At 45.2% G+C, this 15,123-nt stretch carries 9 protein-coding genes; 6 read left to right on the top strand and 3 right to left on the bottom strand.

The features are described 5' to 3' along the window. Positions 1-47 precede the first annotated feature (47 nt). Positions 48-1,658, top strand: coding sequence for an extracellular solute-binding protein (locus MHH46_RS27050; protein WP_143762780.1), 1,611 nt, complete (start codon positions 48-50; stop codon positions 1,656-1,658). A gap of 77 nt (positions 1,659-1,735) precedes the next feature. Here the strand turns inward: MHH46_RS27050 and MHH46_RS27045 are convergent, their stop codons facing one another. Beyond that, positions 1,736-2,617 carry an AraC family transcriptional regulator gene (locus MHH46_RS27045; RefSeq protein WP_076194140.1) on the bottom strand — a complete coding sequence of 294 codons (882 nt, stop codon included), beginning with the start codon at positions 2,615-2,617 and terminating at the stop codon, positions 1,736-1,738. A 159-nt stretch (positions 2,618-2,776) separates the two neighbouring features. On the opposite strand from MHH46_RS27045, the gene MHH46_RS27040 reads away from it, so the two are divergent. From MHH46_RS27040 to MHH46_RS27030, 3 genes are all read left to right on the top strand, one after another. Beyond that, positions 2,777-4,177, top strand: coding sequence for an MATE family efflux transporter (locus MHH46_RS27040; RefSeq protein ID WP_076194142.1), 1,401 nt, complete (start codon positions 2,777-2,779; stop codon positions 4,175-4,177). A gap of 1,754 nt (positions 4,178-5,931) precedes the next feature. After that, positions 5,932-6,600, top strand: coding sequence for a DUF3153 domain-containing protein (locus tag MHH46_RS27035; protein WP_076193402.1), 669 nt, complete (start codon positions 5,932-5,934; stop codon positions 6,598-6,600). A 131-nt stretch (positions 6,601-6,731) separates the two neighbouring features. Then, a complete protein-coding gene (locus MHH46_RS27030) occupies positions 6,732-7,742 on the top strand; it encodes a ketoacyl-ACP synthase III (protein WP_076128027.1) in 1,011 nt (336 codons plus the stop codon). Positions 7,743-7,866: 124 nt separating this feature from the next. On the opposite strand, the gene MHH46_RS27025 is transcribed toward MHH46_RS27030, so the two are convergent. Next, complete coding sequence (locus tag MHH46_RS27025) at positions 7,867-8,886, bottom strand: LacI family DNA-binding transcriptional regulator (RefSeq protein ID WP_076193400.1); 1,020 nt, start codon at positions 8,884-8,886, stop codon at positions 7,867-7,869. Positions 8,887-9,192: 306 nt separating this feature from the next. Here MHH46_RS27025 and MHH46_RS27020 point away from each other — a divergent pair, with 306 nt between their 5' ends. Continuing rightward, on the top strand, positions 9,193-9,426 hold the full coding sequence (locus MHH46_RS27020; protein ID WP_405132540.1) for a hypothetical protein: 234 nt from the start codon (positions 9,193-9,195) through the stop codon (positions 9,424-9,426). Between the two features lie 65 nt (positions 9,427-9,491). Further along, positions 9,492-14,327 (top strand): carbohydrate binding domain-containing protein, encoded by a 4,836-nt coding sequence (locus MHH46_RS27015; RefSeq protein ID WP_405132632.1) that lies wholly within the window; start codon positions 9,492-9,494, stop codon positions 14,325-14,327. Between the two features lie 74 nt (positions 14,328-14,401). Here the strand turns inward: MHH46_RS27015 and MHH46_RS27010 are convergent, their stop codons facing one another. Beyond that, on the bottom strand, positions 14,402-14,959 hold the full coding sequence (locus MHH46_RS27010; protein ID WP_036685364.1) for a GbsR/MarR family transcriptional regulator: 558 nt from the start codon (positions 14,957-14,959) through the stop codon (positions 14,402-14,404). Between the last annotated feature and the right edge of the window lie 164 nt (positions 14,960-15,123).

Here is a 15,123-nt window from a genome sequence, read left to right as displayed (position 1 = left end):
GGGTAAAGGTACAGTCGGCTAACATAGAAGCATAGTGAAAAGGGAGGATTCAGATGAATAAACAACGGGGCAAACGCATGTCTATTCTGCTTACGTCAGTACTGGGCATGACGCTACTGGCAGGCTGCGGGGGGAATTCTAATTCTGCAAACGGAGACAATGCGGCGGTAAAAGAGAGCAATAGCGGAGGAAACACAGCACAAAGTACGAACGCAGGGACGGAGGAGAAGACCGGACTGGACACTTCCAAAAAGGTCGAGCTGCAATTCTATATGCTAGGCGATGCGCCGAAGGACCTCTCAAGCATTGAAGCGGAAATTAACAAAATGGCTGAAGAGGATCTGAATGCAACCGTTAAATTCAACTATACAACCTGGACAGATTGGGATCAGAAATATAAGCTGCTGCTGTCGTCGGGTCAATCGATCGATCTGATCTTCACTGCGGACTGGACACAATATCAAGCTTATGCGAAAAAGGGAGCTTTTTTGGCTATAGATGATCTGCTGCCCAAAGCTGCCCCGGAACTCCAGCAATTCGTACCACAGGAAATGTGGGATGCCGTGAAGATTGATGGCAAGATTTACACCGTTCCAGCGACTTATAAGGAGTATGTAACGAACGGCTTCGTATGGCGTGAGGATCTGCGCAAGAAATACAATCTGCCTCAGCCGACAGATCTGGCTAGCTATGAAGCATACATGGAAGGAATCAAGAAAAATGAACCGCAGATGTCACCTGCTTCTTTTAACAGTGATGTAAGAGGTAACATTCATGATGTATATTCAACACTTACCGCACAGGTCGGCAGTCCGCTGCCTTATGGTATTGGTATTAAGTACGATGATCCTTCAAAAGCTTATCTGTATTGGGGCTCGGAGGAACATAAAGAAGAGCTGCTGACGATGAGACGCTGGCAGGAAAACGGATTGATTTCCAAAAACGTCCTGAACTTGAAGGATACCATCCAGGCTCCGATTATCGCGGGCAAGGCAGCAAGCATCTTCGGAGATAATCCGACTCGCTTCAACGATACGTTGATGAAGGTGAAAGCAGCACATCCGGATTGGGATCTAGGTTACTATCCTTATGGCAATACCATTGGTTATGCAACACCAGTTCATCCTATTCATAATGGTTTCGCCATTCCGAAGAGCAGCAAGAACCCTGAACGTGCACTGGCCTTCTATGAAAAAATGGTCATGGATAAACGTTATAATCAGCTGACACAATACGGTGTGGAAGGAAAGAACTATAAAATTGATGCGAACGGCTACTATGAACTTATTGGAGATGCTTCAACGAACGGTTTTACACGCGAGGGAATGAATGGCTGGGCCTGGCGGAATCCGGAGTTCATGCTATTTGATAAATCCTATGATGGCGTGAAGGAAATTTTCGCTGAGCTCGACAAAATTCAGAAGCCGGATATTTTCACAGGTTTTGCTGAGGATTATACCTCCTATCAGGCGGAAAAAGCAGCACTAGAGCAGGTGGAAAAGCAATACCTGTATCCATTGCAAGCTGGATTAGTAGAGGATGTTGATGCGGGTTTAGCCACCTTTATGGAAAAGGCTAAGCAAGCCGGCCTTGAAAAAATTCAGACCGAATATATCAAGCAATGGGATGCTTATGTGCAGGAGAAGGGTTTGAAATAATAAAAGTAGCAAGGGATGTTCCTTAAGCCTAATGGCAGGGAGCATCCCTTTTTTTGTGTTCTTTAACGTACTCAGATTTACGAGAAACGTTGACGGAATTCCCGTGGAGTGGTTCCTTCTATTCGAATAAAGCTGGAGCTGAAGTAAGGGGCCTGATTGAAGCCGACTTCCTCGGCTATACGGGCAATCGTGTAGCTAGTCTGCATCAGCAAAAGTTTACTTTGCTGAATCCGATAATGCAGCAGATATTCCATCGGCGCACAGCCGTATTCCTTCTTCATGCAACGAGCGATATATACAGGGTGAAAGCTTAGACTTTCCCCGAGCTGCTGCGCAGTGATATGCTCACGAAAATGGCTGCGTAAATAGGAGGCCGCTTGCTCTGCACATATTTTGGAGGGCGAGGGGCGCTCATGGCTGAGGGAGGCGGATAACTGCTGTATAACCTCCTGAAACAACAGCTGCTGCTGAAATGGAGTATCGCTTAAATGGGAATTAGGCACAAGCTGATTCAGCTGCGAGAGCAGCTCTTCCATCTTGGACGGCTGCAGCAGAGTTGTATATTGAGGCAAGCGTAAGCTAAACGGCCGGATATCAAATTCGTCAGATTGCAGGGGGTTCTCTATTTTGACGTTGTCTTTCTCAAGCGCAGCGGCCGTATCCTCGGTTATATTCCAGTCGCCCACCGTTTGAAAATGCAGCCAATAATAAGAGGTGGATTCCTTGCAGCTGTCCGTACTGAAATGATGGCTGTCTGGACGAAGCAAGAGCGCCTGACCCGCTTTTACTTGAAAAGGGAGACCGCCTTCACTCATATATAAACAGCCTTGTTTAACTACAAGCAAATCGAACACCCGGGTATTATGGCGGCTCATATGATAATGGCCGGGGGAGAAAGTATGGAATCCGCTTACAATGTAGTACAGCAACGGAGGAACGGTGAAGTTCAAGATGTTCATGTCAGAAGCTCCTTTTAGTGAGGTTGGAATAATGTAATAATTGGTTTGAAATCTGTACCATCATCCAAAGTATATCATCTATAATTTAGTCTGACCTAATGAATAAAGATGTTATTTTTTAGGCTAAGTCTGTAGGTATGGTTTACGAGGAGGGTTTGTATAGTGAAAAAAGAAAGACAGGGTTTTGGACTCTGGGTATTGGCTTGGCCTATATTTATAGAGGTATTTCTACAGACTCTGCTGGGTACGGTAGATACATTAATGGTCAGCCGTATCTCTGATGATGCAGTCGCCGTAGTCGGTATTTCCAATCAATTGTTCGGTGCATTGACCACACTTTTTACAACATTTGCGGGTGGAGCGGGGATTCTGATCGCACAGAGAATGGGCTCCAAACGTTTTGGTGAAGCGCGCACGATTGCTATTATGGGGGTAACGGTTAGCCTCGTGTTGGGGATTGTCGTGAGTATTGTATTGTTTTTCTATGCGGGCCCTATTGGTGGGGTTCTAAATATAGCACCGGAACTATTATCACTTTCGAATGTCTATATCTCCTACGTCGGCGGCGGACTCTTTATGGTCGGGATGATCGCTTCCCTCGGTACCGCTATCCGGAACACAGGGAATACCAAAGGGCCAATGTACACAGGGATCATCATCAACGTGATTCATATTATTCTGAACTATATTTTTATATTTGGTGTATTCGGTCTGCCACAGCTAGGCCTTGCGGGCATCGCGATCTCCAGTATTGTCAGTAGACTGGTCGGAGTGATTATTCTCTACTCCTTATTCCGGCGTTCTTTCGAGATCAAGGTTAGACTTAGAGATTTCCGTATATTCAATGGCAAGCTGTTCAAGCAAATTCTGAAGATTGCCTGGCCTCTCGGGATCAATTCTTCCTGTTGGGTATTCTCCCAGCTTATTGTGTATTCCTTTCTGGCTGCACTTGGAGCCGAAGCGTTAGCAGCACGCACGTATCTTAACACCTTGGAGTCCTTTTGCTTCACGCTTGGTTATGCTTTTGCGCTGGCGGGGCAGATACAGATTGCTCATTTATTCGGAGCAGGCAAACTGAAAGAAGCTTACCGCAGTGCATATCGTACACTCTTCATTGGTTTGAGTATTGTGTCAGCTAACATGTTGTTATTATTCTTGTTCGGAAAACAGCTGCTCGGTTATTTCACATCTGATCCGAAAATTATTGCGATCGGGGTTTCTTTGTTAGCTCTAAATCTATTGCTCCAGCCCTCCAAAATGCTGAATATGGCCCTCGGCAACGCGCTGAATGCCATCGGGGATACGCGTTATACGATGTATACTTCCATCGTGTCTATGTCCCTCATTGGCGTGGGCTGCTCCTATTGGTTAGGAATCAGCTTCGGCTGGGGACTCATAGGTATCTATTGTTGTATGATAGCCGACGAATTGGTGAGAGGTTTGCTTGTTTTGGCGCGCTGGAGGGGGCGAAAGGTTCTCCGCCAAGCGGATATCGGCTTGAGTGAAGAGAATGCTTCACTACATGGAGCGGGGAAAAGAAGCGCCTCGTTAACCACATAAGCGGGACTCTATAAGCCTAGCTTGATGGGCAATGGAGTGGTTTTAGAGTAGGACGTTGTTTGTGGAGTAGTGTTTTTGTTTCGGCAGTAGGGTGGTAGTAGTGCTGCAGTAGTGCGACAGTAGTGCGACAGTAGTGTGATAGTAGGGAGGCTGTGGGAGGGCGGTAGTGGGGCGGTTGCGGGCGGGTCAGTGTGCTTTCGGACTCAGCTGCCGCTATTTGCTAATTTAGAGCCTTTTGCGGGTAGTTTCGGACTGGAGAGGCGCTATTCCTCGTAAAATGGCTCATAATGGGGTGATTTTGCGGCAATAGTGACTCTGGAGTCCGATAGCTTATGAAAAGAGACGTTTGTGCGGAAATAACGGCTCTGGAGTCCGAAAGCGACTTTGAAAGTCCAAGTAACACCGTGCATCCAAGCGACAACGAGCACTTCAAGTAATATTAAGCATCTTGAGTAACGGCGAGCACTCTAGGTAACATTAAGCATCTCGAGTAACGGCGAGCACTCTAGGTAACATTAAGCATCTCGAATAACGGCGAGCACTCCAAGTAACATAGAGCAACTCTGTGACTTAAAAATTGATTAGGTTAGGGGCGGTAGGGCGGTTGCGGGAGGGATGACGTTGTGCTTTCGGACTCAGCTGCCGCTATTTGCTAATTTAGAGCCTTTTGCGGGTAGTTTCGGACTGGAGAGGCGCTATTCCTCGTAAAATGGCTCATAATGGGGTGATTTTGCGGCAATAGTGACTCTGGAGTCCGATAGCTTATGAAAAGAGACGTTTGTGCGGAAATAACGGCTCTGGAGTCCGAAAGCGACTTTGAAAGTCCAAGTAACACCGTGCACCCAAGCGACAACGAGCACTTCAAGTAATATTAAGCATCTTGAGTAACGGCGAGCACTCTAGGTAACATTAAGCATCTCGAGTAACGGCGAGCACTCCAAGTAACTTTGAACATCCCGAGTAACATCGAGCACTTCAAGTAACTTTGATCATCCCGAGTAACGTCGAGCACTCCAAGTAACATTAAGCATCCCGAGTAACGTCGAGCACTCCAAGTAACTTTGAACATCCCGAGTAACAACGAGCACTTCAAGTAACATAGAGCAACTCTGTGGCTTTAAAAATTGATTAGTTTAGGGGCAGTAGGGCGGTTGCGGGAGGGATGACGTTGTGCTTTCGGACTCAGATGCAGCTATTTGCTAATTTAGAGCCTTTTCCGGATAGTTTCGGACTGGAGAGGCGCTATTCCTCGTAAAATGGCTCATAATGGGGTGATTTTGCGGCAATAGTGACTCTGGAGTCCGATAGCTTATGAAAAGAGACGTTTGTGCGGAAATAACGGCTCTGGAGTCCGAAAGCGACTTTGAAAGCCCAAGTAACACCGTGCACCCAAGCGACAACTAGCACTTCGAGTAACATTAAGCATCCAGAGTAACGTCGAGCACTTCAAGTAACACCGTGCACCCAAGCGACAACGAGCACTCCAAGTAACATCAAATTTGCTGATGCTTTTTTGAAAGAGGTTACCTCATGAGTAATTACTTCTGTGAGGGCCTCTTTTTTATGCGCGTATAAAGTTTAAGTTTGACGGTCCTCAAATTTGATTATTCATTCATATAGAGTTTGATTCTATGATATAAATGAGGTAGCCTTTATAGAATGGGTAGCCGTTATATAAATACATGTCAGTGAAGGGTTTGAGGGAAATGTTGTTGTCAAAATGGAGAGGGTTTTCGTTACTAGGGCTGCTCTTAATGCTTGTACTATTATCAGGCTGTTCTAAAGGAACAGCGCATGTCACAGTGAATAAGAATGGAAGCGTAGATTTTGCAGTGAATATGAAAGTGAATTCGCGGGCAGAAGCGTTGATTAGCGGAAAAATGGAAGATGCTCTGGTAAACAAACTTAAAGATCAGGGGATTGAGCTAGAGAAAAGCCAAGATGGAAAATCTACAGTCTATGAATTCATGAAATCTTATGCCTCTTTTGAGGAAATGAAAGCACTCTCTGGTGACTTGGATATTGTGGACCTGAAATTAGATACCAAAGATTATTGGTTTTATACCAAATATGATGTTGAGGCGAAGCCCAAATTAAATAGTTACATAGACACCATAATGGATAATATGGGATCGCTCAGCTTATCGAAGCCGATTATTCGGGCGTTTTTACAAAACATGGCTTTCGACTTTAAATTAACGTTACCTGTGGATTTATATGGAGACAATAATGCAAATGTGGAGGACGGCAGAACCCTTACTTGGAATGTTACACTAGCGGATACAGAGCCAATTCAAATGCAGGTTTATGTGCCTAATGTATGGAATATCGTGATTGTGCTTATCATTTTAGTGGTGGTTATTGTAACTGCGATTATATTGTTCGTCAGAAAAAGAAAGCAGCGTAATAGAAAACGTTTCTAAGTGGGTTCGTAAGGTTTAGGAAGTGCCGGGAAGCTAAGATGCTTTACCGGCCTTCTTTACTTTTTAGCAGGCACAGAGTTATAATTAGTACCAAGTACTAATATCAGATACTAAATGAAGAGGTGATTGGAATGACAGGTGCAAAAATTACCGCTATCGGAACCTATGTCCCAGCCAAAAGACTGACTAATGCCGATCTGGAGCAGATCGTAGATACAAATAATGAATGGATTGTACAACGGACCGGAATCCGTGAGCGCCGAATTAGTAGGCAGGATGAGTATACAAGTGATTTATGTGCAGCAGCTGTGCAGGATCTTATGACTCGTTATGGAAAAAGCGTTCAGGATGTCGATATGGTCCTGGTAGCTACGAGCACACCTGACTTTTCCTTTCCCTCAGTAGCTTCTTTGATTCAAAATCGTTTTAACATTCCACAGACTGCGGGTGCTATGGATTTGAGCGCAGCATGCGCGGGTTTTGTCTATGCACTGCATACTGCTCACAGTTATGTGGCTTCAGGAATGCATCGTAAGGTCCTGGTTATTGGTGCGGATACGATCTCCAAGATTACGGATTATACTGACCGCAGTACATGTATTCTTTTTGGGGACGGAGCGGGAGCTGTACTTGTGGAAAGTGATGAGCAGTCGACGGGATTTTTGGGCTTCCAGCTGGCAAGTGATGGCGGTGGGGCACATCATGTGTACCGTACGGGGCTTGCCCATACTGTAAACAATATTGAGCTGGTAGATACACAAATGCTGGTACAGAACGGACGTGAAGTGTTTCGCTGGGCGGTCAGAACGGTTCCTTTAGGTGTGCAACAGCTGCTTGAAAAAGCGGAGGTAACTCTGGAGGAAGTAGACTGGTTTATTCCACACAGCGCTAATATGCGCATGATTGAGCCAATTTGTGAGCGATTAAATTATCCGCTGGAGCAGGTGCTGCACAGTCTTGTGAATTTCGGCAATACTTCTGCTGCCACGATTCCTTTAGCACTCGATTTGGGCATCCGCGAGGGTAAAGTACAAAATGGACAAAAGATCCTGATGTATGGTTTTGGTGCCGGATTGACCCAGGCTGGACAATTGATTGAGTTGAATTTGGATCATCAGGTAGGGATACCTACTCCATATTAAGAGGTGGAATTTGGCGAGTTAATGTCCAATGAATGTTTATAACGAAACGTTTCGGTTAATCAATAAAAAGACAACGCCGTTTGCGGAAACCCGCTTTCATTGGCTGTTGTCTTTTTTTTGTTGATTACTGAGTATTTAATTGACTGCCACAGGATTCACGTACAATAAGCACAGGCTCCACTACAAACGATCCACCGCCAGACTGATTGTTAATCAAGTCATAGAGCATATGAGCAGCGAGGATGCCAAGTCGTTCTTTGTTCTGGCGGATGGTCGACAGTTTTGGACTGGTATATTTACAGGCTTCAATGTCGTCACAACCGATAATGGCAATATCTTCAGGAACGCTGAGGCCGTGTTCTTTCAAAGCCCGGATGGCTCCCAGAGCCAGCAAATCAGAAGCCGCAAAAATGGCTTTTGGTAAATTTCCGGTTTGAATTAATTGCTGCATAGCCGTATAACCGCTGGGCTCAAAGAAATCGTCGCCATGAACAAACCACTGACGGTTCAAAGTGAGGCCGAAGCTTTCAATAGCTTTGACATATCCGGATTCCCGCAGGTTAGAAATATCTGAATCCGCTGCACTTCCGATAAATCCAAGCTCTCTATAGCCAAGTAGATAAAAATGCTCCACGACCTTGGAAGAAACCTGAAAGTTATCTGACATCACAAAGCCGGATTTTTTGCCCTTTAGCTCAAGGTCGACCCCGATACAAGGAATACTGCTCATATCCAGATCGCGGATGGTAGGCTCCATCTTTTGCCCGGAAATAATGACACATCCATCCACATTAAAATGAACAGATCGAGCGAAATAATCGCCGCTGCTGATGAATTTCTCGTTGGAAAAGAAAATGAGATCGTAGCCCAGAACGCCCATCTGCTTTTTAAAGGAATTTAGCACTTCTACGAAAAAGGGATGGGTAAATTCGACATTAAGCTCGCCAGCAAAAATAACCCCGATCAGGTTCGACTTCTTCGTTGCGAGTGTCTTGGCGGAGTTGGAAGGTGAATATCCGGTTTGTTCGATGATCTCCAAAACTCTTTGCTTGGTTTTTTCGGAAACATCGCTGTAATTGTTCATAATTTTCGAAACAGTCGAGACAGAAACGCCGGCCATTTCGGCAATCATTTTGATATTCATAGTTAATAAAGCCACCCTCCGCTAAATAGTTGAAATTTGAGAAAAAGACTGTTCTAGAGCGGTTATTTGCGAGTTATTATGAATAGGGTGAATGAAAATTCAATTATTTTCAGTCTATTATTATTGCCGAAACAAGTCAAATATATATTTCACTATGCAGATTTATTCCAAAATAATCTATGTAAAAAAATTCAAAATTACATCTTTACAAAAATAGAAAACTAAGCAACAATAGCATTGTCGAAACCGATTTCGATTTTTCGCTTGAATTACGAATATTACGAAATTCGAGGAGTGATGTTTAGGATGAAAAGGAATTTCACAGCAGCGCTTGCTGCTATGCTCCTTGTCACCGGGCTGCTATCACCGGTTGGGAGCATGAATGCTTCAGCGGCAGAGGCGTTAAAGGAAAACTCACCTGATTCAGCGGCAACGAAAGTGGAAAATGAACCAATCATTGGATTGAAAGCGTTTACTGATGTATCTCCAAGTCATTGGGCCGCAGGCCATTACAGCGTTGGAGCGCAAATGGGATCATAAGCGGATATGACGACGGGTCGTTTCGTCCGGGTAAGGAAGTCACGAAGGCAGAATTCGCAGCTATTATGAATCGTATATTTAATTATCAGGAGCAATCGGATAAGGTTCCCGCTGATGTCCAGGCTACAGACTGGTATAAAAATGATATAGCCAAAGGGATTGCAGCTGGATATATAAGCAGTGATCAGAAGAACAATATTTATCCTTCAAAAGCACTTTCGCGCGCTGAGGCGGCGTTAGCCTTGGAGAAAGTGTTTCGTTTCAATGCAGACAAAAGCAGTACAGCAGCATTCACCGATCTGAACGGAGTCAGCGATGAAACCGCAAAAGCAATAGCTGTTCTATCGAGTGCAGGTTTTGTAAAAGGATATCCTGGAGGTTTGTTTAAGCCAGATGGTGGGATCACCCGTGCAGAGTTAGCTCAGTTGGCTGATCGAATGGTTTCGGGACTCCTCCTGAAATCAGGAGAGACTTCACTAGGAACAGTTAAGGGCAATGTAGTCATAAATCGGGCTGATGTGATTCTTAAAGACACGGTCATCCAAGGTAATCTTTATCTAACCGAGGGGGTAGCTGACGGGAATGCAAAGCTTGAAGGTGTAAAGGTAACAGGGACTACTTTTGTACGCGGGGGCGGCGAGCAAAGTATCGGCTTACACCATACTTCTCTTGGACTGCTTCAAGTAGCCAAGCCTAATGGTAAGGTTCGGATTTATGCCAACGGGTCAACAGCTGTGGGTACAGTGCAGCTGCTATCTGGGGCAATCTTGGAAGAAAGCAGCGATCTTACCGGGGCAGGGTTTGGGGATGTTGAGATGGATGTCGTTCCTCACAATATTTTGCTTCGCGGAACATTTGGAGCGGTTCGTTCGGCAGACTCAGCAGTCAGCGGTTCTTTGTTAAGAATCCTTGGAACTGTCGGCAGCCTTACTCTGGGAAGTCCGACCCAATTAACATTGGAGAACAATTCACAAGTGGCGGCACTAATCCTATCTGCGAGCGCTGGAGGTACAACAATTCAAGGCAGCGGAAGCGTAACCACAATAGATAACAAAGCCGATGGAGTAACGATTGGCGGTGTAGCATTAAAAAAAGGAAACACTGGCAAAACAACATTGCCAATAGCAAGCTCAGCGCCAAGCAGTTCGGGGAATGTAGGTCCAATATCGACACCAAACTCCACACCTGAAGCAACGGCGACACCTACGGCAACTGTTACGCCAATCGAAACACCAACACCAACAGCCACACCGACACCAACAGCCACACCAACACCAACACCAACACCAACACCAACAGCCACACCGACAACAATACCAACAGCCACACCGACACCAACAGCCACACCGACACCAACACCAACGCCAACGCCAACACCCACAGCCACGCCAACAGCCACGCCAACACCAACCACTGATCCGTGGACACTGGTGTGGGGGGATGAGTTTGATGATGGAGAGATTGATGCTACAAAGTGGACCTATGACCTTGGAGATGGTTCGCAATACAACAATCCAGGTTGGGGAAACAATGAGAAGCAGTGGTATACCAACGATGAGAAGAATGTAAAGGAACAGGACGGTAACCTGATTATTACGGCCCACAAAGAAGAAAAAGCTGGCAAACAATATACTTCTACACGGATTAAGACTAAAGGGTTGTTTAGTAAGAAATATGGGAAATTTGAAATTCGGGCCAAAGCACCTACTGGAAAAGGGTACTGGCCGGCGATCTGGATGCTGCCGGAGAACGATGTGTACGGGACTTGGGCTGCTTCCGGTGAGCTTGATATTATGGAAGGCTGGGGCAGTCGTCCAGACACGGTAGCGGGGACGATTCATTACGGCGGTATGGCGCCGAACAATGTATACTCCGGCAAAGAGTATGTATTTCCGGATAACGCTACGATTGAGCAGTTCCATACGTACTCTATTGAGTGGGAGCCGGGCGAAATTCGCTGGTATGTGGATGGTGAATTATATTCGACCAAAAATGACTGGTACAGCATCAGCAATGGGCAGCCTGCCAATAATGTGTATCCAGCGCCGTTTAATCAGAAGTTCCATTTGCTGATGAATCTGGCCGTAGGCGGTAACTTTGATGGTGATCCGACTAGCGAAACCGTATTTCCAAAATCGATGGAGATTGATTACGTTAGAGTCTACGAGCTGACAGGTCGTGAGTACCGCGAGCCTATTCCAGTTACACTGGAGAAGGAAGCCTATCCAGAAGGCTCCAAGCTTGCACTGGCAGACGGCAACATGGTCTATAACAACAATTATTCGGAGCAGGTGCCGGGGGATGACGGTATGGGAATCCCAAATACCGCACATTGGGCACTTTATAAAGAAGCAGGGGCTGAAGCTACGGTTTCTACCGTTCCTATTGGGGAGCGCAATTATGTGAAGGTAGATATCAGCAGTGGCGGCGGGAATTTTTATTCGATTCAACCCCAAGCTATCGTATCTATAGCTAAAGGCAGGTTCTATAAACTCAGCTTCGATGCCAAAACCGATATGTCCCGCAGTATGAGCGTTCGGTTAACAGGTGGAGAATCTCGTGGATTTGCAGCGTATTCTCCATCGTTTAAGGTAGATCTAACTTCAGCGATGACGCATTACGAAACGATGTTTCAAATGAAGGAGAACTCAGATATTGCTGCACGCGTCGAGTTCAACGTGGGTACCAATACTTCACCGGTATGGTTTGGTAATGTCAGATTAGAAGAGATTGAGAATATTCAATTCCCGCATGATAGTGTGAAGGAACCGCTGGCCAACGGTAATCATCTGTACAATGGTACTTTCGATATTGGCGAACCCAATCGGATGAGTTATTGGCATACGGAAGCAGCTGGTGGTGTCACGGTAGAATCAAGCGTTAATGACAATGGCCAGTTAAAGCTACAGATTGGCGGCAGTGAAAATGGTGAGGTTCGGTTACTTCAGAAGGGAATTCAGCTCATTCAAGGGCAGGACTACGAGGTTACCTTCAATGCTTCAGTATCCTCTGCACGCACAGGAACGGTCCAACTACTAGGAAAAGACGGCAGTGTACAGGCAGAACAACCGGTTAGCTTAAGCGAAGGTGAGCAAAAAATTAAAGCCACCTTTATCAATCTTAGAGGTGCAACCGATCATGAAGGACAATTCGTATTATTGTTAAACGGGGCAGCGGATACAGTCGTTCTGGATAACTTCCAGATGATACGTACTAGCTTCTATTTTGATCCATCGCTAATATATTACCCGCTCCTGAATGGTGAATTTAACTTTGGGTTTAGCGCCTGGGACCGCCTGTTGACAGAGCAGGGTGGTCAGAGCAGCGCTACGGTTGCAGATGGAGCAGCGAAATTTAGCATTACGAATACCGGCAGTCAGGCTTATTCTGTAATGTTGTTTCAGAACAACTTGAAAGCTGCTGCTGGAATGGATTATGTGGTTGAATTTGATGCCAGTTCAACCGTAATCCGCAAAATCGGGGTGAACGTAGAAAATGGTACGTATCAGGCCTCGTTCAGCAATATTCTGGAGGTAACGCCGGAGACGAATCATTACAGATTCGAATTCCGGCAAGGCAGCAAGGATACATTGTCTCTTAAATTCCTGCTTGGGAAGGTTGAGGGGATTAGTATTCCTCAAAACCATGATATTATCATTGACAATGTGAAATTTGAGATCAAAAATGCACCGGCCAAACCGCAGGAGCTGCTGAGCGACAGCAGTAATAACAGAGTTTCGCAGCCGATTGAGCTTACTTTTATCGACAATGCAAATTGGCGGAATCAAATCATGGCGGTAAAGGTTAACGGTACAACACTTAATGCAGAGCAGTACACTATTGAACCGGGAAAAATCACAATTGAAGCAGCAGTATTTCCGGCAGAAGGAAGTTATACCATTACTGTTGAGGCTGAACATTATGTTACTGCAACTGTCGCGCAGACTATTCTAGCTAATGATAACAATCTAGTCATCAATGGTTCGTTTGGCAGCGATAAGACGGGCTGGACTACATGGTCCGGAGAAGGTGGCGTCTCCGCGTTTAATGTGAAGGATGGCGTAGCTGAAATCCTGATTACGTCGGCCGGATGGGAAGCGTGGCATACACAATTTTTCCAAGAGGGTATTCCACTGGAGGGCGGAAAAACATATGAGGTGAGCTTCAAAGCAAAATCAACGGTTCCGCGCCAAATTGTGTTAGAATACTCCAATACTTCAGCTGCTTCCGCGCAAGCTAAGTTTGATATTCATGCGGATTGGGCTACTTATACAGCACAATTTACGGTGTCGAACAGCAACCCGCTGAAGCTTAATTATCTGATCGGCAAAACGCTGGGCGCTGATCCTGCGGCTAACAGTACACCGCATACGATTTCTTTTGACGATATTGTGGTCAGGGAGGTACAAGGGGGTCCACCAGTAACACCGCCAAGCGGTACCCTGGATAATGGAACCTTCGATGTAGATGCAACGGGCTGGAGCCAGTATTTTGACGGAATCGGAACTGCTTCTGTTCAAGAGGGGGAATTTGCTATCAACTTAACAGGTACCGGGCAAGCCCCTTATAGCGCACAGGTGGATTACGAAAATCTCAAGCTCGTTCAGGGAAAGACGTACACCTTGAAGTTTAAAGCTCGTTCTACAGTAAACCGCAATATTCAGGTAGCTGTGGAGCATAAGGGCGGGGACTACACCAAATATATGGAAGCTGAGCTTGTAGCCTTGACCCAGAATATGGACGAATACAGCTACACTTTTACCATGAATGGGGCAACAGACGCTGGTGTTCATCTGGTGTTTTTGCTAGGGCTTATAGATGGGAATAGTACGGAGACGAATAGTGAAATTAGCGCGGGCAGTACAATTTATTTAGATGATGTAAGCTTGATCGAAGGGTAAACGAGAAAAAACGGCAGTGTTTTCCTTTTTACAGGAGCACTGTCGTTTTTTTGTGTGTTTTTTGTGGGTTTGACTTAAGTTTCTTTAGGGATAAATTCAAAAATTTTGCCACTCTCAAAAGATTCTATTAGTTTCAGCAACCAGCGGTAGTAGTTAATGGATTCAGTTATTTTTTCTTCATCTGTATTTAAGAGCTGCATAAGTTTACTATCGTCACTATACTCTTTTTTCATATCGTTAATTTCTGCAAGTGATTTCGCTAGTGAGATCATATTACCTTCGACGGCTTTTCTCCATTTAATAGAGAAGTAATCACTGAAGTTCTGATGCCAGTCAGGCACAGTGGTGAACAAGTCTTTGCGCGTCCCTCTCCCCCATACTTTGTCGATCATTTTCAGATCTAGAAGGGTACGGACTCCCGTACTCATGGACGTTTTACTCATTCCCATTGTTTTACTGAGTTCATCCAGTGTCACTGGACCTTGATTGAAGTACATATAACCGTATAAATGTCCAATAGACAAGGTAATGCCATACAGATCCATGTTTTTGCCGATAGAATCGATCACACGTTCACGGGCTTTACTAATCTTCTCTATTTGTTCGGGCGTAAGCCCTTCTAAATCGTTCATGATGTCCCTCCTGAGGAATAGGTCGATAGACTGCAACCTTATACAATGTATTGTAATCAAATCCCCCTCCATAAGTAAAGAATTCATGAAGAAAGGAATTTGGCGTAAAACAGAGTATTCCATACATAAAGTTCATAAAGTTAAAACTGTACACTAAATTTTAT

Source organism: Paenibacillus sp. FSL H8-0175 (assembly GCF_045040615.1).
GTDB classification, from domain to species: Bacteria; Bacillota; Bacilli; order Paenibacillales; family Paenibacillaceae; genus Paenibacillus_AQ; species Paenibacillus_AQ odorifer.
This window is presented reverse-complemented; position numbering and strand designations above follow the sequence as displayed.